The following is a 23,286-nucleotide window of genomic DNA, read 5'->3' as shown; positions in this document are numbered from 1 at the left end:
GGTAACCGCCGGAATCGCGCAATACGGTTCGGCGCGGCCCGGCTGGGCGGCGCCGCCGTGATCAGCGCTTGGAGTACTGCGGGGCGCGGCGGGCCTTGTGCAGACCGGCCTTCTTGCGCTCAACAATGCGCGCGTCGCGAGTGAGGAAGCCGGCCTTCTTCAGGGTCGGCCGGTTGGCCTCGCGGTCGATCTCGTTCAGGGCGCGGGCGATGCCCAGGCGCAGAGCACCTGCCTGCCCGGAGATCCCGCCGCCGTTGATGCGGGCGATCACGTCGAAGCGGCCCTCGAGCTCGAGGATGGTGAAGGGGGCGCGCACGAGCTGCTGGTGCAGCTTGTTGGGGAAGTAGTCCTCCAGGGTGCGGCCGTTGATCTTCCACTGACCGGTACCGGGAATCAGGCGGACGCGGGCGACGGCCTCCTTGCGGCGGCCCAGGCCCATGCCGGGCGCGGTGATGGACTGGCCGCGGCCCTCGGTGGGAGTGGATTCGGTGGTGTAGCTGGCGGGGGCGTTGTCCTCGTCCAGCGCGTCGATGTCGACGGTGGTCTCAGCCACGATGTGTCCTTTGCTTGTCGGGTGCCGGGCGCTGGAGCGCTTACTGGGCGACCTGGGTGATCTCGAAGGTCTGCGGGTTCTGGGAGGCGTGCGGGTGCTCTTCGCCCGCGTACACCCTGAGCTTCTTCAGCTGGGCGCGGCCCAGCTTGTTGTGGGGAAGCATGCCCTTGACGGCCTTCTGGATGGCGCGCTCGGGGTTCTTGGCCAGCAGCTCCCGGTAGGAGACGGCGGTGAGGCCACCCGGGTAGCCGGAGTGGCGGTAGGCGAACTTCTTGTCTGCCTTACCACGGGTGAGGACGACCTTGTCGGCATTAATGATGACGACGTAGTCGCCGCAGTCCTCGTTCGGAGCGAACTGCGGCTTGTGCTTCCCACGGAGCAGGGTTGCAGCCTTGGCTGCCAGCTGGCCGAGCACGACGTCGCTGGCATCAATGACGTACCAGTTCTTCTCAACGTCGCCTGGCTTCGGTGTGTACGTGCGCACGGGCGTTGCCTTCGTTTCTCTTGGCGGGCGGGCACGCGGATGCAACGCGAGCGCTGGCATCCTGCGGGACCGCCATGGTCAGATGAGGTGGTCGGAGCACCGGCCGCAAGTGGCGAGTGGGATGGCACCACAAGCGTGATCGCGTGCTGCACGACGATTCCCTACATTACCGGCGGCTCCGGGGACGGTCAAAGCGCCCGGAGGGTTGGGGGCCGTGAAACCTGACACGCCGCGTACCCGCACGCGGACGGCGCAGTGGTACCGCGCACGCTCCAGCGCTACCTGCCGCCTGGCACGCCGTGCAGCCAGACGCGGGTCAGTCCCCGTAATTCACTCACAGCAGGGTTCCCGGCGCAGGGTGCGGGCCCGTTCGGCCTGAGCGGCGAGACCGGCGTCGTCCGGATACACGACCTCCTGAAGGGTGAGGCCGTGAGCGGGGGCGACGGGTGCCGCCTGCTCACGGCTGCGGGCCGCCAGTAGCCGGGCGGGCCAGTCGACGTCGCGCCGCCCGATCCCGACTGCGAGGGCGGCCCCCACCAGGGATCGCACCATGGAGTGGCAGAAGGCGTCGGCGACCACGGTGAGGGTGACCAGGCCGCCGTCGGGGCCGGGGGCGTCGGCGGGCAGGCGCCGCCAGGACAGTTCTTTCAGGGTGCGGATGGTGGTGGCGCCCGCGCGGGGGCGGCAGTAGGACAGGAAGTCGTGCTCGCCCAGCAGAGGACGGGCGGCGGCCTGCATGGCGGCGACGTCGAGCCGCTCGTTCACCCAGAGGACCTGACCACGACGGGCGGGGTCGCGTGGGGCGCCGGTGGGGCCGCCGTCGGCAATGCGGTAGCGGTAGCGGCGGGTCAGGGCGGAGAACCGAGCGTCGAAGGCGGCGGGGACCAGGCGCGCACCGTGCGCTACCAGGTCCCCGGTGCCGCGCGGGGCAGGGACGGGCCCGTGCTGAGCCTCGCGGGCGAGCACGCCGGCGAGGCGGTCCAGCAGGGCCTGCTCGGGGGTTCGCGTGGAGCGGCCGGGCAGTGCCCGCCAGGCCGCGGTGGGCACATCAAGGTGGGCGACCTGCCCGCTCGCGTGCACGCCGGCGTCGGTGCGCCCGGCCACCGTCAGCCGCACTGGGGTCCGCAGCACGGTGGCCAGGGCGTCGGTCAGCACGCCCTCCACGGTGCGCTGTCCGGGCTGGGCCGCCCAGCCGTGAAAACCGGTGCCGTCGTAGGCCAGGTCCAGGCGCACGCGCACCGTGTCGGTGCGAGCGGGGTCGGCGTCGTACGTAGGGTCAGCATGGCGCGTGGGCTCGGCGTCGGTCATGGCAACCATGAGACCACAAGCCCGGGTGCCGCCTTGGCCCGTCCGCCTCGGTGCTAGACGTCGGGCCGCGTCTCACTTGCACGACCTTGGTGCCATTGCACGACCTTGGTGTGCGTTCCACGACCACCCCGGGGTCGTGCAACACACCCGGAGGTCGTGCAACGTGGCCCAGGGTCGTGCAAAAGCAAACAGCAGCACAGCCCGACACCTGCAAGAGTGCAAACCCACTCCCCCGGCTAGCTTCGCCGAGCTTACCACCGGCATTATCCAGCTCACGTTCCGAGATGACACCCGCGTGCTCGTCTCGATCCTCACCGCGCCACCAACGCATACGGAGAACTGCGCCAGCCCTGGCCAAAGCGGTAGCGTCGGAGCGTGAGCACTACGACCACCCTCAGCGTCGACTGCGGCGGCGGCGGCATCAAGGCCTCCGTGCTCGACGCCGACGGCGCCATCATCTCCCGCGCCCTGCGCACCCCCACCCCATATCCGCTGCCGCCGGAGCTACTGGTGGACACCATCAAGGACCTGGCCGACCAGCTTCCGTCCGCCGACCGGGTGACCGTCGGCATGCCCGGCATGATCCGCCACGGAGTCGTCATCGCCACCCCCCACTACATCACCAAGGACGGACCGCGCTCACGCGTCCTGCCAGAACTGGCGGATGCGTGGGCGCGCTTCGACATGGGCGGGCGCCTGCAGGCTACTCTCGGCCGCCCGGTACTGGTGCTCAACGACGCCGAGGTCGCCGGCGCCGGCGTCGTCACCGGGCACGGCCTGGAAATGATCGTGACCCTGGGCACGGGCCTGGGCAACGCCGTCTTCGACAACGGCGTGCTCGCCCCGCATGTGGAGGTCTCCCAGGGCCCGGTCCGCTGGGGGCTCACCTACGATGACTACATCGGCGAGCATGAGCGGCTGCGCCTGGGCGACGCCCACTGGTCGCGCCGGGTGCGGCGCGTAGTCGAGGCGCTGCGCCCAATGTACATGTGGGACCGGCTCTACCTGGGCGGGGGCAACTCCCGCCGCATCACCGCCTTCCAGCTCGACAAGATCGGCGACGACGTCGTCGTCGTGCCCAATGAGGCGGGCATGACCGGCGGGGCCCGCTGCTGGGAGATGGCCCGCCCCTGACGGTGCCCGCGCCGCCACCGCTGGCGCGCGACCGTCGCCCGGGTACGCAACGCCGCGGTCGAACGCGGGGAGGGCCGGTCACCTCACGGCGACCGGCCCTCCCCGAATGCGTTGTTACACGCGCACCTAACGGGAGGTCACTTCTTGACCTTCTGCGCGGCGGCACCACCGGCGGGGGCGAAGCCCGCGGCCTCGGCGTCCTCGGCGGAGGCGAACCAGACCTCGGCAACCGTGTTGTCGTACCAGCGGGAGCCTGGCACGTGATACTTCATGGAGTCCTCGTTGCCCTTGACCTCGTGGTCGGCGTCGGGTGCCTCGGTCGAGCCCTGCTCCAGGCGCACCGAGCCGGCGTAGACCGGCTTGCCGGAAGCCTCGTCGGCAGCGGTCGCGTCGGCAGCCTCGGTCTCCTCCGCGGCAACCTCGGCGTCGTTGGCCGGGGTCTCCGCGACCTCGGCGACGGCCTCCTCAACCTCGGCGACGGCCTTCTCAGCCGCGCGCTTGGCGGTGCGGACGGCGTCGTCGACGATCTCCTTCTTGGCGACCGGCTCCAGCACCAGCGAGATCTGGGCCATGGGGGCATTGTCGCCCCGGCGCGGCGCGGTCTTGATGATGCGGGTGTAGCCGCCTTCGCGCTCGGCCATCTGCGGGGCGATCTCGTCGAAGAGGCGGTAGACGGCGTACTTGTCCGTCACCTTCTTCATCACGGTGCGGCGGGCGTGAAGGTCACCGCGCTTGCCCTTGGTGATGAGCTTCTCGACGTAGGGGCGCAGGCGCCGGGCGCGGGCCTCCGTGGTCGTGATCGACTCGTGGATGATGAGCTGCGTAGCCAGGTTGGCCAGCATGTGGCGCTCGTGCTGGGGGGATCCGCCCAGCCGGGGACCCTTGGTGGGGCGAGGCATGTTGTCTCCTAGTGGAATGGCGAGCCGGCGTCAGGCCTGCTGCTCGTCGCTGAAGGTGGGGTTGGTGTAGTCGCCCTCCGGGGCGTAGTCGACCGGGGACCCCTTGAGGGACAGCCCGAGCTCGGCCAGCTTGTCCTTGATCTCGGAGATCGACTTGGCACCGAAGTTGCGAATGTCGAGGAGGTCAGCCTCGCTGCGCGCGACGAGCTCACCGACGGTGTGGATGCCCTCGCGCTTGAGGGCGTTGGAGGAGCGGGCCTGCAGGTCCAGCTCGTCGATCATCATGGCCAGGTCCTGCTGCAGGGCCTGGTCCATCGGCGAGGGGCCGACCTCGATGCCCTCGGCCTCGACGTTGAGCTCCCGGGCCAGCCCAAACAGCTCCACGAGCGTCTTGCCGGCGGAGGCGAGCGCGTCGCGCGGGGTCATGGACGCCTTGGTCTCCACGTCCACCACCAGGCGGTCGAAGTCCGTACGCTGCTCCACACGAGTGGCCTCAACCGCGTAGGAGACCTTCTTGACCGGCGAGTAGATCGAGTCCACCGGAATCCGGGAGATCTCGGCGTTTGGGTCCTTGTTCTGGTTGGCGGACACGTAGCCGCGGCCACGCTCGACCGTCAGCTCGATCTCCAGCTTGCCCTTCTCGTTGAGGGTGGCGATCACCAGGTCGGGGTTGTGGATCTCCACGCCCGCCGGCGGGGTGATGTCGCCGGCGACGACGACGCCCGGGCCGGACTTGCGCAGGTACATGACCACCGGCTCGTCGTTCTCCGAGGACAGGACGATCTCCTTGATGTTCAGGATGATCTGGGCGACGTCCTCCTTGACCCCGGCGATCGTGCGGAACTCGTGGGGCACGCCCTCAATGCGGACGGAGGTCACAGCCGCGCCCGGAATGGACGACAGCAGCGTGCGGCGCAGTGAGTTGCCGAGCGTGTAGCCGAAGCCGGGCTCCAGGGGCTCGAGGACGAACCGCGAGCGGCGGTCCTCCTCAATGACCTCCTCGGAGAGTGTGGGTCGCTGTGCAATGAGCACTAGAGGTTTCCTTTCGTCGCGGCGCCCGCTATATGACGCCGTTCCTCATGGTGTTGGCCGCCGACGTGCGCCGGCGGCCGGCCCGTCGTGTCCGGGCGGGCCGATGGGCCGGCGCCTTCCCCTTATGCGCAGGGAGTAGGCCGACCGGTGGTCGGGTCAGACGCGGCGCCGCTTCGGCGGGCGGCAGCCGTTGTGTGCCTGGGGGGTGACGTCCGTGATCGAGCCGACCTCGAGGCCGGCCGCCTGCAGGGACCGGATAGCGGTCTCGCGACCGGAGCCGGGGCCCTTGACGAAGACGTCTACCTTCTTCATGCCGTGGTCCTGCGCGCGCCGGGCGGCGGCCTCGGCGGCGAGCTGGGCGGCGTACGGCGTGGACTTGCGGGAGCCCTTGAAGCCAACCTGGCCGGAGGACGCCCAGGCGATCACGGCACCGTTGGGGTCGGTCAGGGAAACGATCGTGTTGTTGAACGTGGACTTGATGTAGGCGTGACCGTGGGTAACGTTCTTCCGGTCCTTGCGGCGCGGCTTGCGCGCGGTGGAACGAGTCTTGGGGGGCATGCTTCCTTCTTCAGATGAGATCTAGTTCCCGGGTCTCCGGACCCGGGTGAGCGGGCTGTTACTTGGCCTTCTTCTTGCCGGCCACGGTGCGCTTGGGCCCCTTGCGGGTGCGGGCATTCGTCTTGGTGCGCTGGCCGCGGACCGGCAGGTGCCGGCGGTGGCGCAGGCCCTGGTAGCAGCCGATCTCGATCTTGCGGCGGATGTCTGCCTGGACCTCACGACGCAGGTCACCCTCAACCTGGTAGCTGGAGTCGATGTGGTTGCGCAGCGCAACCAGCTCGGCCTCGGTGAGGTCCTTCACGCGGGTGTCCGGGTTGACGCCGGTGGCCTCGAGGGTCTTGACGGCGCGGGTGCGTCCGATCCCGTAAATGTAGGTGAGCGCGATCTCCACTCGCTTCTCGCGAGGCAGGTCGACGCCGGAAATGCGTGCCACTGTGTGGTTCTCCTGTGTGTTCCCGGAGGTCGTCACCCATCCCCTCCACCGCCAACCGGTGGCCCCGGCCTCCAGGAACCGGGGGTTGTGGCGCACGGCGCCACTGGGGTGAGTGCTGTTGATTCTGCCGCCTGCCCGTGGCCGACGGCGCGCGGGATTCAGCCCTGACGCTGCTTGTGCCGCGGGTTGTCGCAAATGACCATGACACGGCCGTGGCGACGAATCACCTTGCAGTTGTCACAGATCTTCTTGACGCTCGGCTTGACCTTCATGATGTTCCTCCGTCCTCCCGGCTAGGAGGACTGTCACTTGTACCGGTAGACGATGCGGCCCCGGGACAGGTCGTAGGGGCTTAGCTCAACAACCACGCGGTCCTCTGGCAGGATGCGGATGTAGTGCTGCCGCATCTTCCCGGAGATGTGCGCGAGCACGACGTGCCCGTTGCTCAGCTCAACCCGGAACATCGCGTTCGGAAGGGCCTCGACGACCGATCCCTCGACCTCGATGACGCCGTCCTTCTTAGCCATGTTCCTCCATCGGTGCTTTCTCGCTGGATACTCCTGCCGACGACGACGCCGCCGACATGGCGCCCTACCCCTAACGCGCGCATCCCATCCGCCACCGTGAGTCCGACGGGCAAGTATGCCGGGCGCTGGTTCTAGGGCGCGCCGCCCGTCAACGATACGGCATATGCGCCATGGCTGACCACCGCGGAGGGGCATTATCCGGCGGTGTTTCCCGACACACTGCGTGCCCCGAGTGCGCGTGTCGGCTTGTGCGGCGTCGGCTCGTCGCCGCCTCAGACGTTCTCAGTACGTAAGATCGACCGAACTCGGCGGGTGGGCTGGGAGATGGGCTTCAGCCGAGGGGACGGGGCTCCAGGCCGTAGGGGGCCAGCCCCTCCACTCCCCCGTCGGGAGCCGTGAGCACCCACACTCCCCCGGGCACGAGCGCAACCGTGTGCTCCCACTGCGCCGCGCGAGAGCCGTCCCGAGTCACCACGGTCCAGCCGTCGTCAAGCTCGTCCACCTCGGCCGATCCCGCCGTCAGCATGGGCTCGATGGCGAGCACCATGCCGGGCCGCAGCCTGGGGCCCTTGCGCTTGACCGAGTAGTTGAGCACGTCCGGGGACATGTGCATGGCGGTGCCGATGCCGTGCCCCACGTAGTCGTGCAGGATGCCCAGGCGCACACCCTCGCGCTTGACCGCAGCGCCGACCGCCGCCTCGACGGCGTCGCCGACCACATTCAGTCTTCCGGCCCGGCCTCCGGCGTCGTCCGCGACGGCGCGGGCCACGGCGGCGATGGCGTCCCACAGGGCCTGGCGGGTAGTGCCGTCCAGTACCCGGTCCGCGTCGGAGGCGTAGCTCCCGCCCACCACCGTGGTAAAGGCGGCATCGCCGTGCCACTGGGTGCCGTCGTCGTCGACGATATAGGCGCCGCAGTCGAAGGTGACCAGGTCGCCCGGCTCGAGCACCCGCTCGCCGGGGATACCGTGCACCACTTCGTCATTAACTGATACGCACACCGTCGCCGGGTAGTCGTAGTAGCCCAGGAAGTTGGAGTGCGCACCGGCACGGGCGATCACGTCGGCCGAGACTGCGTCCAGTTCTCCCGTGGTGACGCCGGGGCGTACCGCCTCCCGCAGCGCGGCGTGGATATCGGCAACCACGAGCCCGGCCTGCCGCATGCGCCGCACCTGATCTGGGCTCTTGAGCTGAATGCGTTCACGCGTCAGCATGCTGCTCCGCCCGTACTACCCCGCTCAGGCGGTCACGCCGCGGGACGCCAGCGCAGCCATGATGCGGTCAGTGACCTGGTCCAGCTCACCCACGCCGTCCACGCGCACCAGCAGGCCCCGCTGCTCGTAAAGGGCGGCCAGGGGCTCGGTCTGCTCGGCGTACACCTCCAGCCGCCGCCGAATCACCGGCTCGGTGTCATCGGCACGGCCCTGCTCGGCGGCGCGCCCCAGCAGCCGCTGCACCACCACCTCGGCATCGGCGGTGATCTCCAGAACCACGTCAAGGGCGATTCCGGCCGCGGCGAGCATGGCGTCCAGCTCGTGCACCTGCGCCTCGGTGCGGGGGTAGCCGTCCAGCAGGAAGCCGGCGGCGGCGTCGTCGGCGGCAAGGCGGTCGGCGACCATGGCGTTGGTGACCGAGTCGGGCACGTACTCACCGGCATCCATGTACTCCTTGGCCTGCCGCCCCAGCTCCGTGCCCCCGGCTACGTTAGCGCGGAAGATGTCTCCCGTTGAGATCGCCGGCACGTCCAGTCGCTCGCAGATGCGGGCTGCCTGGGTGCCCTTGCCGGCACCGGGAGGACCGAGGATGACCATGCGTGCGCTCATGAGAGGAACCCTTCGTAGTGCCGCTGCTGCAGCTGGGAGTTGATTTCCTTAACCGTCTGCAGGCCGACCCCCACCATGATCAGGATGGTCGTCCCTCCGAACGGCAGATTCTGGGACAGCCCCAGCCACATCACGGCAAGCGTCGGCACCAGGGCCAGGATCAGCAGGTAGACGGCACCCGCCGCCGTGACCCGGTTGATGACGTAGCTGAGGTAGCGCACGGTCGGCTCTCCGGCGCGGATGCCGGGAATAAAGCCGCCGTAGCGCTTCATGTTGTCAGCGATCTCCTCCGCGTTGAAGGTGATCGCCGTGTAGAAGAAGGTGAAGGCGAAGACCAGCAGTCCATAGCCAACCAGGTAGATCGTGTCCGTCTGCCGCAGGTTGGTAGCGATCCACTGCACCCAAGAGCTGGTGGGGCTGCCGAACTGCGCCACCAGCTGCGGCATGGCCAGCAGGGAGGACGCGAAGATGACCGGGATCACGCCGGCGGTGTTGATCTTGATGGGGATGTAGGTGGTGGAGCCGCCATACTGGCGCCGCCCGACCATGCGCTTGGCGTACTGCACAGGAATGCGGCGGGTGGCCTGCTCCACGAACACCACCGCCAGTGTGGCCACCAGAATCACGGCCACCACCGCCAGGAATCGGGACGGGCCGCCGGAGCCGGCCAGGATGGAGAACAGGTTCTGCGGCATGCGGGCGACGATCGAGGTGAAGATCAGCAGGGACATGCCGTTGCCGATGCCGCGCTCGGTGATGAGCTCCCCCAGCCACATGATCAGGCCCGTGCCGGCTGTCATGGTAACGATCATCAGCGCCAGATTCGCCGGCGAGTCATCGGGAATCACCGGTACGGAGCAGCCGGTGAAGAGATTGCCATTGGCGGCGGTGGCGACAATGGTGGCGGACTGGAGTACGCCCAGGCCGATCGTCAGGTAGCGGGTGTACTCGGTGAGCTTCGCCGTTCCGGACTGCCCCTCCTTGTACAGCTCCTCAAAGCGCGGAATCACCACGCGCAGCAGCTGAATGATGATGGAGGCGGTGATGTAGGGCATGATGCCCAGCGCGAATACGCTCAGCTGCAACAGCGCGCCGCCGGAGAAGATGTTGATCAGCCCGAGCAGACCCTCGTCCTGGCTCTCACCCACGCAGATCTGCACATTGGCCAGGTCAACGCCGGGGGTCGGCAGCACCGAGCCGAAGCGGAACAGCGCCATGATGCCCAGGGTGAACAGGAGCTTTCTCCTCAGGTCCGGCGTCTTGAACGCCTGGATGAACGCACTGAACACTCGGTCTCCTGTAACGGGCTGTGACGGATGTTGATATCGGGTGAACCGGCGCGCCTATCACGCCGGCTGTTCGGGTCCGCCCGGGGACGCGTCTCTTGCCGGTCCGGGGCATACCCTGGGCTACCCTACCCCGCTCGGCCGACGCCACCCGACCTCAGCAGGCGCAGGCGGCGGGGTATCGGTCACGCACTGCGCACCCACCCGGCCGGCCCGCACGCCGGCCCGGCGGCTGCCGACGTGCGCGGGTTCCCACCACGAGTACGCGTTCTGGAGCCCTGCGACGGCAGGGCACGGGAAAGCCTCCAGGAGGACGTACACGGCCACGCCCGTACCACAGACGGGCACGGAAACGGCGCTAAACGGCGCAGAAACACGGTTCCGGCCGGGCTAGGGGTATCCCCCCGCCCGGCCGGAACCGTGACACCTGCGCTGCTTGTCGGCCCCGCGCTAGCGGCAGCCGACCAGCGATCAGCGCGCGGCTAGTGTGCCGCCCGCGGCCTCGATCTTCTCCTTGGCGGAGTCGGACCAGGCGTCGACCGTTAGGTCCAGCTTGACCGCCACGTCGCCGCCGCCCAGCACCTTGACGAGGCTGCGCTTGCGGACCGCGCCCTTGGCAACCAGGTCCTCAACCGTGACCGCGCCGCCCTCCGGGAACAGCTCGGCGATGCGGCCTACGTTCACGGGCTGGTACTCAACGCGGTTGGGGTTACGGAACCCGCGCAGCTTGGGCAGGCGCATGTGCAGCGGCATCTGGCCGCCCTCAAAGCCAGGCCGTACCTGGTAGCGGGCCTTGGTGCCCTTGGTACCGCGACCGGCAGTCTTGCCCTTGGAGGCCTCACCGCGGCCGACCCGCGTCTTGGCCTTCTTGGCGCCCGGCGCCGGGCGGAGGTCGTGCAGGCGGATAATCTGACCCGCCTCCTGCTTGTTCGTGTCAGCCATCTCAGGCCTCCTCAACGGTGACAAGGTGCGCCACCTTGGCGATCATGCCGCGCACGGACGGGTTGTCCGCACGGACCACTGAGTGGCGGATCCGGCGCAGGCCGAGTGCCTTCAGGGTCTCGCGCTGGCGGCGCGTGCCCCCGATGGTTGAACGGACCTGGGTCACCTTGATCTGCCGCGCGTCCTGCTGGGTCTTTTCGGTTGCGGCTTCAGCCATCACGCACCCACTCCTTCAGCGGCCTTCTCGGCCTCCTTCTTCTCGGCCTCGGCCCGCTTGGCGGCCTCGCCCTCGGCGCGGGCGCGCAGCATCGACTGCGGCGCGACCTCCTCCAGGGGCAGGCCACGGCGAACCGCGACCGACTCGGGCTGCTCGAGCTGCTTGAGCGCGGCCACCGTCGCGTGGACGATGTTGATCGCGTTCGAGGAGCCGAGCGACTTCGACAGGATGTCGTGCACGCCCGCGCACTCCAGCACGGCGCGCACCGGTCCACCGGCAATAACACCGGTACCGGGCGCGGCGGGGCGCAGCAGCACGACGCCGGCGGCGTCCTCGCCCTGCACCAGGTGCGGGATGGTGCGGCGGATCATCGGGACGTGGAAGAACTCCTTCTTCGCCGCCTCGACGGCCTTGGCGATGGCGGCGGGAACTTCCTTCGCCTTGCCGTAGCCGACGCCGACCGTGCCCTCGCCGTCTCCGACCACTACCAGCGCGGTGAAGGTGAAGCGGCGGCCGCCCTTGACGACCTTGGACACGCGGTTGATCGTGACGACGCGCTCGATGTACTTGTCGTCGTTGCCCCGACCACTGTTGCGGTCGCGGCGGTCAGTGTTGCGGTCACGGCGGCCGCGGCCCTCGCCGCGGTCGCTCTCGCGCCGGGCCGAGCCGTCGGACGACGCTGACCTGTCTCGCTGCGGTGCAGCCATCAGAAACTCCTTAGCTTTCTCGTCGTCTGGCTCAGAACTCCAGGCCGCCCTCGCGGGCGCCCTCGGCTACGGCCGCCACGCGACCGTGATACTTGTAACCGCCACGGTCGAATACGACCTTCTCGATGCCCAGTGCCTTGGCGCGCTCGGCAACCAGCTCACCCACGCGGCGGGCGGCACCGACCTTGTGACCCTCGACACCCTGGGCCGCGGCCTCGTGGGTGGAGGCGGAGCACAGGGTGTGCCCGATGGTGTCGTCGATGACCTGCGCCACCATGTGCCGGTTGGAGCGGCTGACGACCAGCCGGGGGCGCTCGGCCGTGCCGGACACGTGCTTGCGCACGCGCTGGTGGCGGATCTTGCGGGCGACGCGCTTGGTCTTGTCCCTCTTGATCGCGTAAGCCATGGTCACTTACCAGCCTTTCCGACCTTGCGGCGCACGTTCTCGCCGGCGTAGCGCACGCCCTTGCCCTTGTAGGGCTCCGGCGGGCGGATCTTGCGAATGTTCGCGGCAACCTCGCCGACCTGCTCCTTGGAGATGCCGGAGACGATCACCTTGGAGGTGCCATCCACCTTCAGCTCGATGCCCTCGGGGGCGTCGACGACGACGGTGTGGGAGAAGCCGAGCGACAGCTCGACGCTGCTGCCCTTCTGCGCGGCGCGGTAACCGGTGCCTACGATCTCCAGCTGCTTGGAGTAGCCGTCCGTCACACCGATGACCATGTTGTTGATCAGCGTGCGGGACAGGCCGTGCAGCGACCGGGAGCGGCGCTCGTCGTCGGGGCGGGTCACCAGGATGGAGCCGTCCTCCTGGCGCTCGACCTTCAGCGGCTGGGCGATGGTGCGGCTCAGGGTGCCCTTGGGACCCTTGACCGTCACGTCGTTGCCCTCGATGATGACGTCCACTCCGGCGGGTACCGGAACGGGAAGGCGTCCAATACGAGACATGGTTCTTCTCCGCTCCTTCTCTCACCAGACGTAGGCGAGCACTTCGCCGCCTACGCCCCGGGACTCGGCCTGCCGATCGGTCAGGAGGCCGGAGGAGGTGGACAGGATCGCCACCCCCAGGCCGCCGAGGACCTTGGGCAGGTTCGTGGACTTCGCGTATACCCGCAGACCGGGCTTGGAGACGCGCTTGAGGCCCTGGATGGCACGCTGCCGGTTGGCACCGTACTTCAGGTTAAGCGTGAGCGTCTTGCCGACCTGCGCGTCGGTCACCTCGTAGCCGTCGATGTAGCCCTCAGCCTGCAGCATCTTGGCGATATTCACCTTCAGCTTGCTGGAGGGCATCGAGACGGACTCGTGGTAGGCGTTGTTTGCGTTACGCAGACGAGTCAGCATGTCTGCGATTGGGTCTGTCATTGTCATTAGTGGGCCTGCGCCCTTCCTCGTCGCGGTTTCCTCCTCGGACCTGCGACGTAAGTTCTTACCAGCTGGACTTGCTCACGCCGGGGAGCTGGCCGTTCAGGGCCATCTCGCGCAGGCAGATGCGGCACAGGCCGAACTTGCGGTACACCGAGCGCGGCCGGCCGCAGCGCTGGCAGCGCGTGTAGGCCCTGACGCCGAACTTCGGCTTGCGGTTCGCCTTCGCGATCAGAGAGGTCTTTGCCATGTCACTTCTCCTTGAAGGGGAAGCCGAGCTGCTTCAGCAGCGAGCGGGCCTCCTCATCGGTCTTGGCCGTGGTTACAACAGTGATGTCCATGCCGCGCACGCGGTCGATGGCGTCCGGGTCGATCTCGTGGAAGACGGACTGCTCGGTCAGGCCGAAGGTGTAGTTGCCGTTGCCATCGAACTGCTTGGGGCTGAGCCCGCGGAAGTCACGGATGCGCGGCAGCGAGATCGAGATGAGCCGGTCCAGGAACTCCCACATCCGGTCCCCGCGCAGCGTCACGTGAGCGCCGATAGGCTGACCGGCGCGCAGCTTGAACTGTGCGATGGACTTGCGAGCACGCGTGACCTGCGGCTTCTGGCCGGTGATGGCTGCGAGGTCGCGCACGGCGCCCTCGATCAGCTTGGAGTCGTGAGCGGCCTCACCCACACCCATGTTCACGACGACCTTGACGACGCGCCCGGCCTCCATGACGTTGGAGTGGTTGAACTCCTCCAGCAGGGCCGGAAGCACCTGGTCGGTGTACTTCGCCTTCAGGCGGGGGGCGACGGCGGTCGCCGTGGTCTCAACCGTGTTCTCAGCCATGGTCACAGATCCTCCCCGGACTTCTTGGCGTAACGCACGCGTACGGTGCGCTTGCGCCCGTTGGGACGCACGCCCTCCTCAACCCGGAAGCCGACGCGGGTGCGCTGCTTGGTCTTAGGGTCGATGGGCATGACATTGGAGATGTGGATGGGCGCCTCGACGGTCTCGATACCGCCGGCGGTGGCTCCCTGAGCGGTCTGGCGGGGCCGCGTGTGCTTGGTGACACGCTGCACACCCTCGACCACGACGCGGTCCTCCTTCGGGATTACCCGCAGTACGCGCCCGGTCTTGCCCTTGTCCTTGCCAGCGATGACGATGACCTGGTCGCCCTTCTTGATGCGTGCCATGGATCAGATCACCTCCGGTGCGAGCGAGACGATGCGCATGAACTTCTTGTCACGAAGCTCGCGGCCGACGGGGCCGAAGATGCGCGTGCCGCGCGGTTCCCCGTCGTTGTTCTTGATGATGACGGCCGCGTTCTCATCGAAGCGGATGTACGAGCCGTCCGGGCGGCGACGTTCCTTGGCAGCGCGCACGACCACCGCCCTGACGACCTCGCCCTTCTTGACGCTGCCGCCGGGGATGGCGTCCTTCACGGTGGCGACGATCTGGTCGCCGATGCCCGCATAGCGCCGACCCGAGCCGCCGAGCACACGGATGCACAGGATCTCCTTGGCACCGGTGTTGTCGGCGACCTTTAGTCGCGACTCCTGCTGGATCATTGAGTGTTCTCCTGTCGTCGAGCCGGTTCTCACTGCGCGCGGGGCGAAGCGAGCCTGGCCGAACGTTCCTTCTTCTTGTGCGCGCCGCCCGCCACTGGCGGGCCGATCAGGTGCGCGGGCCCCAGCAGACACAGGCGCACAGGCGCGAGGTCTCTGCCGGGCGCACCATTGCACGCAGCTCCACAACCTTAGTGCAACGCGGGGAATTGCCGGTAGTCATGCCACGATTCCCGCCCTGTGCCTTTGCTCACCGCCTTGGCAGCAGGGGCTGTCCCGGTCCGCCTGGACAGGCCGACCCCGCACGTCCCGGCACCCGGGGACGGCCGTCGCCGACACGCTGCGGCACATCAATTGTGATCTGGCACTCAGATTAGTAATCTTGGCGAGTCCTGCCATGACCCTGATCGAGGAGACCTTGAAATGACCGCTCAACTGTCACGCCGTCGGATGCTGTCTGCCGCCACGGTCACCGCCCTAGCCGCGGTAGGCGCTCCGCTGCTGGCGCCCTCCCCCGCCTTCGCCGCCGATGGCAACGACCTGTACTTCATCAAGACCAACAACACCGGCCAAGGCAAGATCGAGGTCCACGCCCTGACCGCCGCCTCCAACTACACCTCCTTCTCCCGCCACAACATCACCACCCTGACCAACGGCGAACGCAACAACGGCACCTTCCACATGGTCGGCAACGACCTGTACTTCATCAAGACCAACAACACCGGCCAAGGCAAGATCGAGGTCCACGCCCTCACCGCCGCCTCCAACTACACCTCCTTCTCCCGCCACAACATCACCACCCTGACCAACGGCGAACGCAACAACGGCACCTTCTGGGTGCCCTCATCCGTGGGCAACACGGCCGGCTCGGCTCCGACCGGCCGGCTGAACGCCAAGATAATTGCGGCGGCCCAGGCCTACGCGGAAGGTGACGTGGGAGGCCAGTGCGCGGCGTGGGTACAGACCGTGATCCGCGCGGCGGGCGGCACGCCGGTGTACCTGGAGAACTTCCCCTGGGGCTACAACGCCTCCTGGGCGAAGATCTGCACCGAGATCGTCGGTTGGGAGAATGTACAGCCGGGCGACATCTGCCAGTGGGTCTACCCGGACATCGCCAGCGGGCACACAGCCATCATCACGGCGGGAGGCTCCGCCTCCACGGCGCAGGTCATCGACTCCAACTACGGTTACGGTGAGCGCGTCCACCGCGGCAGCTTCGCCTCCCGCAACACGGGTGGCTACTACAAGATCTGGCGCCTGAACTGAGCCGCGCCGAACGGCCCGCCCGCCTCAGCATCGGGTGAGCGCGGCCCTGAATACGACGACATACGACGACGCCGCAGACCGGGTGATCCCGTGCCTGCGGCGTCGTCGTATATGCGGGTGAAGGGCTACCGGATGGTGCCCACTGGACTCAGCGAGAGGTCACTTGGCCTTTTCGATGATCTCCACCAGCCGCCAGCGCTTGGTGGCACTGAGCGGGCGGGTCTCCATGATGAGCACGAGATCGCCGGGATGGGCGTCATTGTGCTCGTCGTGGACCTTGTACTTCTTCGAACGACGCAGCACCTTGCCGTACAGGGAGTGCTTGTAGCGCTCCTCAACCTCGACGACGATCGTCTTCTGCATCTTGTCCGACACGACGTAGCCCCGCCGCACCTTGCGGTGGTTGCGCTCGGGGGCGCCGGGCTGGTCCTGGGCGGTCTCGTTCTGAGTAGTCTGCTCGCTCACTTGGCCTCCTCCTGGGTGCTCGGAGCGGTGCGGATTCCGAGCTCACGCTCGCGCACGATGGTGTAGATGCGGGCAATATCGCGACGCACGGCCTTCATACGGCCGTGGTCCTCGAGCTGGCCGGTCGCGGAGGCGAACCGCAGGTTGAACAGTTCGGCCTTCGCCTTGGAGAGCTCCTCTTCAAGACGCTCATTGTCCATGGCGTCGAGGTCGGCCGGGGTCAGGCCCTTGGAACCGATAGCCATCAGACGTCACCACCCTCACGAGTCACGAAACGGGTTTTCATCGGAAGCTTGGCCTGGGCGCGCCGCATCGCCTCCCGGGCGAGCTCGACGTCAACGCCACCGAGCTCGAACATGACGCGTCCGGGCTTGACGTTGGCGACCCACCACTCCGGGGCTCCCTTACCGGAACCCATGCGGGTCTCGGCGGGCTTCTTGGTCAGCGGACGGTCCGGGAAGATGTTGATCCAGACCTTCCCACCACGCTTGATGTGGCGGGTCATGGCGATACGGGCCGCCTCGATCTGCCGGTTGGTGACGTAGGCGGGCTCCAGGGCCTGGATGCCGTAGTCGCCGAAGGAGATCTGGTTGCCGCCCTTGGACATACCCGAGCGGTGCGGACGGTGCTGCTTGCGGTACTTGGTACGGCGGGGAATGAGCACGGCTCAGGCCTCCGTTCCCTGGTCGGGGGCAGCGTTCTCGGTGGCCGGCGCCTGCTCGACCTGCTGCTCGCTTTGGCGCGGGGCGCGCTCACCACGACGACCGCGGCGCTCACCACGACCGCGGCCGCGCGGGGCGGACTCGGCCTGCTGGCGGGCGAACTCGCGCTCGGTCATGTCGCCCTTGTAGATCCAGACCTTCACGCCAATGCGGCCGAAGGTCGTCCTGGCCTCGTAGAAGCCGTAGTCGATGTTGGCCCGCAGGGTGTGCAGTGGCACGCGGCCCTCGCGGTAGAACTCGCTGCGGCTCATCTCGGCGCCGCCCAGACGGCCCGAGCACTGCACGCGCACGCCCTTGGCACCGGCGCGCATGGCGGACTGCAGCCCGCGACGCATGGCGCGCCGGAAGGACACACGGCTGGCGAGCTGCTCGGCGATGCCCTGGGCAACCAGCTGAGCGTCCAGGTCCGGGTTGCGGACCTCGAGGATGTTGAGCTGGACCTGCTTGCCGGTCAGCTTCTCCAGCGATGCGCGCAGGCGCTCGGCCTCCACGCCGCGCCGCCCGATGACGATGCCGGGGCGGGCGGTGTGCAGGTCGACGCGGACCCGGTCCCGGGTGCGCTCGATGTCTACCTTGGAGATGCCGGCCCGCTCCATGCCGTCCTCCATGAGGCGGCGGATCTTGACATCCTCATCCACGAAGTCGCGGTAACGCTGACCGGGCTTGGTGGAGTCGGCGAACCAGCGCGAGCGGTGGTCCGTAGTGATGCCCAGGCGGAACCCGGTCGGGTTGACCTTCTGCCCCATTACCGGGCTCCTTCCTGCTTGTTAGCGTCGGCGCGGTCGCCGACGACCACGGTGATGTGACTGGTGCGCTTCAGGATCCGGCCGGCGCGTCCCTGGGCGCGCGGGCGGAACCGCTTGAGGGTCGGGCCCTCGTCGGCGTACACCTCGGTGATGAAAAGGTCGTTCTCGTCGAAGCGCTCGCCGTCGCGCTCGGCCTGATACCGGGCGTTGGCGATGGCGGACTCGATTACCTTGCGGACTGGCACCGCAGCGGCCTGCGGTGCGAAACGCAGCACGCCCACGGCGTCGACGGCGCGCTTGCCGCGGACCACGTCCACGACACGGCGTGCCTTCATCGGCGTGCAGCGCACGTATTTGGCCTGCGCCTTGGCTTCCATGTTCTTCAGCCTCTCAAACTCTCCGGCGCCCGTCAGCGACGCGCCTTGCGGTCGTCCTTGACGTGCCCGCGGAAGGTGCGGGTCGGGGCGAACTCACCGAGCTTGTGCCCCACCATCGACTCGGTGACGAACACCGGGACGTGCTTGCGGCCGTCGTGGACAGCAAAGGTGTGGCCGATGAAGTCCGGCGTGATGACCGAACGACGTGACCAGGTCTTGATGACGTTCTTGGTGCCCTTCTCGTTCTGGACGTCCACCTTCTTCTGCAGGTGGTCGTCGACGAAGGGGCCCTTCTTCAAGCTTCGCGACATGATGGCTCCTATCAGCGCTTCTTGCCGGTCCGACGACGACGCACGATAAGCCGGTCGCTGGACTTGTTGGGACGGCGGGTACGGCCCTCAGGCTTGCCCCAGGGCGAGACGGGGTGGCGACCACCGGAGGTGCGGCCCTCACCACCACCGTGCGGGTGATCCACAGGGTTCATGACCACACCGCGGACGGTCGGGCGCACGCCCTTCCAGCGCATACGGCCGGCCTTACCCCAGTTGATGTTGGACTGCTCGGCGTTGCCGACCTCGCCCACGGTCGCCCGGCAGGCGGCCTCGACATTGCGGATCTCCCCGGAGGGCATGCGCAGCTGCGCGTACTTACCCTCCTTGGCCACCAGCTGCACCGAGGTGCCGGCGCTGCGGGCGATCTTGGCGCCCCCGCCGGGGCGCAGCTCGACAGCGTGCACCACGGTACCGGTGGGGATGTTGCGCAGCGGCAGGCAGTTACCGGGCTTGATGTCGGCCCCGGGGCCGGCTTCCACGCGGTCGCCCTGGCGCAGCCCATTGGGAGCGAGGATGTAGCGCTTCTCGCCGTCCAGGTAGTGCAGCAGCGCGATGCGGGCAGTGCGGTTGGGGTCGTACTCGATGTGCGCGACCTTGGCGGGCACGCCGTCCTTGTCGTGGCGACGGAAGTCGATCAGCCGGTAGGCGCGCTTGTGCCCGCCGCCCTTGTGCCGGGTGGTGATGCGCCCGGAGGAGTTGCGGCCCCCGGACTTGCTCAGCGGCCGCACCAGCGACTTCTCGGGCCGGTTGCGAGTCAGCTCGCTGAAGTCGGCGACGGAGGCGCCGCGACGACCGGGGGTCGTCGGCTTGTACTTACGGATTCCCATCTCGGTCTTCTACCTTCCGTGTCAGTCCGTCACGTCGCCGAAGATGTCGATGGTGCCCTCGCGCAGCGTGACGATCGCGCGCTTGGTGTCCTTCGACTTGCCGATGCCCGTGCGGGTGCGGCGGGTCTTGCCGCGGCGGTTGATCGTGTTCACCGACTCGACCTTGACGTCAAAGATCGCCTCGACGGCAATCTTGATCTCGGTCTTGTTGGCGCCCGGGTCTACCAGGAAGGTGTACTGCCCACGGTCCATGCAGGTGTACGACTTCTCCGAGACGACCGGCGCGAGGATGACATCGCGGGGGTTCTTGCTCTTCTCGAGGCTCACTTGGACTCCTCCTCACCCTTGCCGAGGAATGCGTCCAGGGCGGCGGCGGTGAAGACGACGTCATCGGAGTTGAGGACGTCGTAGGTGTTCAGCTGGTCGGCCTGAAGCACATGCGCCTCGGGGGCGTTGCGCAGGCTGAGTCGGGTGAGCTCGTCACCGCGGGCGGCGACCACCAGGGACTTGGGACGGTCCGTGAGGTTGCGCAGTGCCGTGAGCGCCGACTTGGTGGACGGCTTCTCAGCAGTGACGAACTCGGTGATGACGTGGATACGGCCGTGACGAGCGCGGTCCGAAAGGGCCGAGCGCAGGGCGGCTGCCTTCATCTTCTTCGGGGTGCGCTGGGAGTAGTCGCGCGGCTGCGGGCCGTGCACGGTGCCACCGCCGGTGAACTGGGGCGCGCGGATGGAGCCCTGACGGGCGCGGCCGGTGCCCTTCTGGCGGTACGGCTTGCGGCCACCGCCCCGGACCATGCCACGGGTCTTGGTGGCGTGCGTGCCCTGGCGGGCCGCGGCCAGCTGGGCCACGACGACCTGGTGCATCAGCGGGATGTTGGGCTCGACGTCGAAGATCTCGCCGGGCAGCTCCGCGGTGCCGGTCTTAGCACCCTTGGAGTCGACGATGTCGACGGTGATGGTCTCTGCCATGGTGTCAGGCTCCCTTCACGGCGGTGCGGATGACGACCACCGAGCCCTTGGGGCCGGGGATGGCGCCGCCCATGAGCAGCACGCCCTTGTCGGTGTCGACGCCCCGGACCTTGAGGTTCTGGACGGTCGTGGTGGCGTGGCCCATGCGGCCGGCCATGCGCAGGCCCTTGAAGATTCGGCCCGGGGTGGCGCAGGCGCCCACGGAGCCGGGCTTGCGGTGGTTGCGGTGCGCACCGTGGGAGGCGCCGACGCCGGAGAAGCCGTGACGCTTCATGGTTCCGGCGAAGCCCTTGCCCTTAGAGGTGCCGGTGACATCGACCAGCTGGCCTACCTCGAAGGTGTCAACGTTGAGCTCCTGGCCGGGGGTGTAGTCCCCGGCGAGCGCCGTGCGGACCTCGGCGACGTGGCGGCGGGGCGCTACCCCGGCCTTGGCGAAGTGGCCGGCGAGCGGCTTGGTTACCTTGCGCTCGTCGATCTCGCCGAAGGCGAGCTGGACGGCCTCGTAGCCGTCGTTCTCTACGGTGCGGACCTGGGTGACGACGTTGGTGTCTACACGCACGACCGTGACCGGGCGCAGGACGCCGTTCTCGTCCCAGACCTGGGTCATGCCGAGCTTGGTGCCGAGCAGCGCCTTGGTGGGCGCGGTGGGCGGGTTGGTTGTCATGGCTTCAGTCCTCAGAGCTTGATCTCAATGTTGACGTCGGCCGGCAGGTCGAGCCGCATGAGCGAGTCGACGGCCTTCGGGGTCGGGTCGACGATGTCGATAAGCCGCTTGTGCGTGCGCATCTCGAAGTGCTCGCGGCTGTCCTTGTACTTGTGGGGCGACCGGATAACGCAGAACACGTTCTTCTCGGTCGGCAGCGGCACCGGACCCACGACCGTCGCGCCCGCGCGGGTCACGACGTCGACGATCTTGCGCGCCGAGGAGTCAATGACCTCGTGGTCGTAGGACTTGAGCCGGATGCGGATCTTCTGTCCCGCCATGGCGCCTAACCTCTCTTGCTTTCGGTTACCGGTCCACGCGCTCGGGCGTGTCGCGTTGCGACGCGCACCTCGGCCCCGTCAAGGGCTGGTGGGCCGGTCTGGACACACGGAAGCCCGATGGCAATCGGGTCCGTCAGACTGGATTCCGGGGTGGGCCCCCGGGGCGGCCGGGCAGGCTTGCGCCTGTCGACCGGCCTACGTTATCAACGCCTCGGCCACCGGTGAAAGCCGGAATCCGCCCGAAGCGCTGTGAGACCGCGCACGGGTCCACGCGCTCGGGCGTGTCGCCCCAGCCGCAACCCGCTCAGGCGGCTCGCCGGTGCTGCCGAGGCCGCGGAGAGCCGCTCCCGCCACGGCAGGTAATTACTACCAGCTGCAGGGATATGCCGGGAGGCCCGCCACCCCAAGGGCGACGGGCCTCCTGCGTGCATTCAGCGGGCGGTGAGCCCGCGGCGGACCAGCGTTACCGCTGGGACCGGGTCACTTGATGATCTTGGTGACGCGGCCGGAGCCGACGGTGCGGCCACCCTCACGGATGGCGAAGCCGAGGCCCTCCTCCATGGCGATGGGCTGGATCAGCTCAACCGACATCTCGGTGGTGTCGCCGGGCATGACCATCTCGGTGCCCTCGGGCAGCGTGATGACGCCGGTGACGTCCGTGGTGCGGAAGTAGAACTGCGGACGGTAGTTGGAGTAGAAGGGGTTGTGACGGCCGCCCTCGTCCTTGGTCAGAATGTAGACGTGGCCCTCGAACTCGGTGTGCGGGGTGATGGAGCCCGGCTTGCAGACGACCTGACCGCGCTCGACGTCCTCGCGGCGGGTACCGCGCAGCAGCAGACCGCAGTTCTCACCGGCCCAGGCCTCGTCCATGGACTTGTGGAACATCTCGATGCCGGTGACGGTGGTCTTCTGCGGGTCGCGGATACCGAGGATCTCGACCTCGGAGTTGATCGGCAGCTTGCCGCGCTCAACACGACCGGTGACGACGGTGCCGCGACCGGTGATGGTGAAGACGTCCTCAATCGGCATGAGGAACGGCTTGTCCATGTCACGCTCGGGGGTCGGGATGTACTCGTCGACCGCGTCCATGAGCTCCTTGATCTTGCCGGTCCACTCGGGGTCGCCCTCGAGGGCCTTCAGCGCGGAGACGCGGATGACGGGGGCCTCGTCACCGTCGTAGTCCTGGGAGGACAGCAGCTCGCGGACCTCCATCTCGACGAGCTCGAGGAGCTCCTCGTCATCGACCATGTCGGACTTGTTCAGCGCCACCAGCAGGGCGGGGACGCCGACCTGGCGGGCCAGCAGCACGTGCTCGCGGGTCTGGGCCATGGGGCCGTCGGTGGCGGCGACCACCAGGATGGCGCCGTCCATCTGCGCGGCACCGGTGATCATGTTCTTGATGTAGTCGGCGTGACCGGGGGCGTCCACGTGGGCGTAGTGACGCTTGTCGGTCTCGTACTCGACGTGCGCGATGTTGATGGTGATACCGCGCTGGCGCTCCTCGGGAGCCTTGTCGATCTCGTCGAAGGGGGTGAAGGGGTTGAGGTCCGGGTACTCGTCGTGCAGGACCTTGGAGATCGCGGCGGTCAGCGTCGTCTTACCGTGGTCGACGTGACCGATCGTTCCGATGTTGACGTGCGGCTTGGTCCGCTCGAACTTGGCCTTGGCCACTGGTGTCCTCCTGGGACTCGGGTAGTTCTCTTCGTCGGGAGTCGACTAGCACATGTTAGCCGTACCGACTGCGAGAGTGTCTACGGGTGAATTGTTGGAAATCTTACTT

At 67.9% G+C, this 23,286-nt stretch carries 36 protein-coding genes; 2 read left to right on the top strand and 34 right to left on the bottom strand.

The genetic code is table 11. From position 1 onward, the window contains the following. Positions 1-61 precede the first annotated feature (61 nt). The 3 genes from rpsI to truA form a co-directional block, all read right to left on the bottom strand. On the bottom strand, positions 62-553 hold the full coding sequence (gene rpsI / locus GZ997_RS09065; protein ID WP_161924733.1) for a 30S ribosomal protein S9: 492 nt from the start codon (positions 551-553) through the stop codon (positions 62-64). 40 nt (positions 554-593) lie between these two features. After that, the gene (rplM, locus tag GZ997_RS09060; RefSeq protein ID WP_161924734.1) at positions 594-1,037 is read right to left on the bottom strand and encodes a 50S ribosomal protein L13; all 444 of its coding nucleotides are present in this window, start codon (positions 1,035-1,037) and stop codon (positions 594-596) included. A gap of 330 nt (positions 1,038-1,367) precedes the next feature. Then, positions 1,368-2,345, bottom strand: coding sequence for a tRNA pseudouridine(38-40) synthase TruA (truA, locus tag GZ997_RS09055; protein WP_162679641.1), 978 nt, complete (start codon positions 2,343-2,345; stop codon positions 1,368-1,370). Positions 2,346-2,720: 375 nt separating this feature from the next. Between truA and GZ997_RS09050 the strand changes: the two genes are divergently transcribed. After that, complete coding sequence (locus tag GZ997_RS09050; protein WP_161924736.1) at positions 2,721-3,479, top strand: ROK family protein; 759 nt, start codon at positions 2,721-2,723, stop codon at positions 3,477-3,479. A gap of 137 nt (positions 3,480-3,616) precedes the next feature. On the opposite strand, the gene rplQ is transcribed toward GZ997_RS09050, so the two are convergent. The 19 genes from rplQ to rplN form a co-directional block, all read right to left on the bottom strand. Further along, entirely contained in the window at positions 3,617-4,378 is a 762-nt protein-coding gene (gene rplQ / locus GZ997_RS09045) for a 50S ribosomal protein L17 (RefSeq protein WP_162679640.1), read from the bottom strand. Positions 4,379-4,408: 30 nt separating this feature from the next. Further along, positions 4,409-5,410 carry a DNA-directed RNA polymerase subunit alpha gene (locus GZ997_RS09040; RefSeq protein ID WP_161924738.1) on the bottom strand — a complete coding sequence of 334 codons (1,002 nt, stop codon included), beginning with the start codon at positions 5,408-5,410 and terminating at the stop codon, positions 4,409-4,411. Positions 5,411-5,566: 156 nt separating this feature from the next. After that, positions 5,567-5,968 (bottom strand): 30S ribosomal protein S11, encoded by a 402-nt coding sequence (gene rpsK, locus GZ997_RS09035; protein ID WP_073327516.1) that lies wholly within the window; start codon positions 5,966-5,968, stop codon positions 5,567-5,569. A 58-nt stretch (positions 5,969-6,026) separates the two neighbouring features. Beyond that, entirely contained in the window at positions 6,027-6,401 is a 375-nt protein-coding gene (rpsM, locus tag GZ997_RS09030) for a 30S ribosomal protein S13 (protein ID WP_161924739.1), read from the bottom strand. A gap of 158 nt (positions 6,402-6,559) precedes the next feature. Then, the gene (rpmJ, locus tag GZ997_RS09025; RefSeq protein ID WP_009748913.1) at positions 6,560-6,673 is read right to left on the bottom strand and encodes a 50S ribosomal protein L36; all 114 of its coding nucleotides are present in this window, start codon (positions 6,671-6,673) and stop codon (positions 6,560-6,562) included. Positions 6,674-6,706: 33 nt separating this feature from the next. Beyond that, on the bottom strand, positions 6,707-6,928 hold the full coding sequence (infA, locus tag GZ997_RS09020) for a translation initiation factor IF-1 (RefSeq protein WP_003781847.1): 222 nt from the start codon (positions 6,926-6,928) through the stop codon (positions 6,707-6,709). A 331-nt stretch (positions 6,929-7,259) separates the two neighbouring features. Continuing rightward, a complete protein-coding gene (gene map / locus GZ997_RS09015) occupies positions 7,260-8,141 on the bottom strand; it encodes a type I methionyl aminopeptidase (RefSeq protein ID WP_161924740.1) in 882 nt (293 codons plus the stop codon). Between the two features lie 24 nt (positions 8,142-8,165). Further along, a complete protein-coding gene (locus tag GZ997_RS09010) occupies positions 8,166-8,750 on the bottom strand; it encodes an adenylate kinase (protein WP_238994382.1) in 585 nt (194 codons plus the stop codon). Next, complete coding sequence (gene secY, locus GZ997_RS09005) at positions 8,747-10,039, bottom strand: preprotein translocase subunit SecY (RefSeq protein ID WP_161924741.1); 1,293 nt, start codon at positions 10,037-10,039, stop codon at positions 8,747-8,749. The genes GZ997_RS09010 and secY overlap by 4 nt, the downstream gene beginning before the upstream one ends. Before the next feature lie 468 nt (positions 10,040-10,507). After that, complete coding sequence (gene rplO / locus GZ997_RS09000; protein ID WP_162679639.1) at positions 10,508-10,978, bottom strand: 50S ribosomal protein L15; 471 nt, start codon at positions 10,976-10,978, stop codon at positions 10,508-10,510. 1 nt (position 10,979) lies between these two features. Then, positions 10,980-11,195 carry a 50S ribosomal protein L30 gene (gene rpmD, locus GZ997_RS08995; protein WP_161924743.1) on the bottom strand — a complete coding sequence of 72 codons (216 nt, stop codon included), beginning with the start codon at positions 11,193-11,195 and terminating at the stop codon, positions 10,980-10,982. After that, entirely contained in the window at positions 11,195-11,902 is a 708-nt protein-coding gene (rpsE, locus tag GZ997_RS08990; RefSeq protein ID WP_161924744.1) for a 30S ribosomal protein S5, read from the bottom strand. The genes rpmD and rpsE overlap by 1 nt, the downstream gene beginning before the upstream one ends. A 31-nt stretch (positions 11,903-11,933) precedes the next feature. Continuing rightward, complete coding sequence (gene rplR / locus GZ997_RS08985) at positions 11,934-12,308, bottom strand: 50S ribosomal protein L18 (RefSeq protein WP_161924745.1); 375 nt, start codon at positions 12,306-12,308, stop codon at positions 11,934-11,936. A gap of 2 nt (positions 12,309-12,310) precedes the next feature. Beyond that, positions 12,311-12,850 carry a 50S ribosomal protein L6 gene (rplF, locus tag GZ997_RS08980; RefSeq protein ID WP_161924746.1) on the bottom strand — a complete coding sequence of 180 codons (540 nt, stop codon included), beginning with the start codon at positions 12,848-12,850 and terminating at the stop codon, positions 12,311-12,313. Between the two features lie 21 nt (positions 12,851-12,871). Then, entirely contained in the window at positions 12,872-13,270 is a 399-nt protein-coding gene (gene rpsH, locus GZ997_RS08975; protein WP_161924747.1) for a 30S ribosomal protein S8, read from the bottom strand. Between the two features lie 58 nt (positions 13,271-13,328). Then, the gene (locus tag GZ997_RS08970; protein ID WP_161924748.1) at positions 13,329-13,514 is read right to left on the bottom strand and encodes a type Z 30S ribosomal protein S14; all 186 of its coding nucleotides are present in this window, start codon (positions 13,512-13,514) and stop codon (positions 13,329-13,331) included. A gap of 1 nt (position 13,515) precedes the next feature. Next, positions 13,516-14,097 carry a 50S ribosomal protein L5 gene (rplE, locus tag GZ997_RS08965; RefSeq protein ID WP_162679638.1) on the bottom strand — a complete coding sequence of 194 codons (582 nt, stop codon included), beginning with the start codon at positions 14,095-14,097 and terminating at the stop codon, positions 13,516-13,518. 2 nt (positions 14,098-14,099) lie between these two features. Beyond that, entirely contained in the window at positions 14,100-14,444 is a 345-nt protein-coding gene (gene rplX, locus GZ997_RS08960; protein ID WP_161924749.1) for a 50S ribosomal protein L24, read from the bottom strand. 3 nt (positions 14,445-14,447) lie between these two features. After that, positions 14,448-14,819 carry a 50S ribosomal protein L14 gene (rplN, locus tag GZ997_RS08955; RefSeq protein WP_092532997.1) on the bottom strand — a complete coding sequence of 124 codons (372 nt, stop codon included), beginning with the start codon at positions 14,817-14,819 and terminating at the stop codon, positions 14,448-14,450. 420 nt (positions 14,820-15,239) lie between these two features. Between rplN and GZ997_RS08950 the strand changes: the two genes are divergently transcribed. After that, on the top strand, positions 15,240-16,082 hold the full coding sequence (locus tag GZ997_RS08950; protein ID WP_162679637.1) for a CHAP domain-containing protein: 843 nt from the start codon (positions 15,240-15,242) through the stop codon (positions 16,080-16,082). Positions 16,083-16,241: 159 nt separating this feature from the next. Here GZ997_RS08950 and rpsQ read toward each other — a convergent pair whose 3' ends face one another. The 12 genes from rpsQ to tuf form a co-directional block, all read right to left on the bottom strand. Continuing rightward, entirely contained in the window at positions 16,242-16,475 is a 234-nt protein-coding gene (gene rpsQ / locus GZ997_RS08945; RefSeq protein WP_103063304.1) for a 30S ribosomal protein S17, read from the bottom strand. Between the two features lie 68 nt (positions 16,476-16,543). Beyond that, complete coding sequence (gene rpmC / locus GZ997_RS08940; RefSeq protein ID WP_161924751.1) at positions 16,544-16,792, bottom strand: 50S ribosomal protein L29; 249 nt, start codon at positions 16,790-16,792, stop codon at positions 16,544-16,546. After that, a complete protein-coding gene (gene rplP / locus GZ997_RS08935) occupies positions 16,792-17,211 on the bottom strand; it encodes a 50S ribosomal protein L16 (protein ID WP_162679636.1) in 420 nt (139 codons plus the stop codon). Before rplP ends, rpmC begins: the two co-directional genes overlap by 1 nt. Before the next feature lie 3 nt (positions 17,212-17,214). Further along, positions 17,215-18,015, bottom strand: coding sequence for a 30S ribosomal protein S3 (rpsC, locus tag GZ997_RS08930; RefSeq protein ID WP_161924753.1), 801 nt, complete (start codon positions 18,013-18,015; stop codon positions 17,215-17,217). Further along, positions 18,015-18,392: a 50S ribosomal protein L22 gene (rplV, locus tag GZ997_RS08925; RefSeq protein WP_161924754.1), complete on the bottom strand. Its 378-nt coding sequence runs from the start codon at positions 18,390-18,392 to the stop codon at positions 18,015-18,017. Before rplV ends, rpsC begins: the two co-directional genes overlap by 1 nt. Before the next feature lie 32 nt (positions 18,393-18,424). Further along, the gene (gene rpsS, locus GZ997_RS08920; protein ID WP_092533016.1) at positions 18,425-18,703 is read right to left on the bottom strand and encodes a 30S ribosomal protein S19; all 279 of its coding nucleotides are present in this window, start codon (positions 18,701-18,703) and stop codon (positions 18,425-18,427) included. Positions 18,704-18,714: 11 nt separating this feature from the next. Further along, entirely contained in the window at positions 18,715-19,551 is an 837-nt protein-coding gene (gene rplB, locus GZ997_RS08915) for a 50S ribosomal protein L2 (protein WP_161924755.1), read from the bottom strand. Between the two features lie 21 nt (positions 19,552-19,572). Then, a complete protein-coding gene (gene rplW, locus GZ997_RS08910) occupies positions 19,573-19,878 on the bottom strand; it encodes a 50S ribosomal protein L23 (RefSeq protein WP_161924756.1) in 306 nt (101 codons plus the stop codon). Then, positions 19,875-20,522, bottom strand: coding sequence for a 50S ribosomal protein L4 (rplD, locus tag GZ997_RS08905; protein WP_161924757.1), 648 nt, complete (start codon positions 20,520-20,522; stop codon positions 19,875-19,877). The genes rplW and rplD overlap by 4 nt, the downstream gene beginning before the upstream one ends. Before the next feature lie 4 nt (positions 20,523-20,526). Beyond that, entirely contained in the window at positions 20,527-21,186 is a 660-nt protein-coding gene (rplC, locus tag GZ997_RS08900) for a 50S ribosomal protein L3 (RefSeq protein WP_161924758.1), read from the bottom strand. Between the two features lie 11 nt (positions 21,187-21,197). Further along, complete coding sequence (rpsJ, locus tag GZ997_RS08895) at positions 21,198-21,506, bottom strand: 30S ribosomal protein S10 (RefSeq protein ID WP_003786051.1); 309 nt, start codon at positions 21,504-21,506, stop codon at positions 21,198-21,200. 480 nt (positions 21,507-21,986) lie between these two features. Beyond that, complete coding sequence (tuf, locus tag GZ997_RS08890; protein WP_161924759.1) at positions 21,987-23,177, bottom strand: elongation factor Tu; 1,191 nt, start codon at positions 23,175-23,177, stop codon at positions 21,987-21,989. Positions 23,178-23,286 lie beyond the last annotated feature (109 nt).

Origin of the sequence: Actinomyces sp. 565, from assembly GCF_010365615.1 — a bacterium.
In the GTDB taxonomy this organism is placed as follows: domain Bacteria; phylum Actinomycetota; class Actinomycetes; order Actinomycetales; family Actinomycetaceae; genus Actinomyces.
The sequence above is the reverse complement of the archived record's forward strand: the minus strand, read 5'-3'. Positions and strand labels throughout refer to the sequence as shown.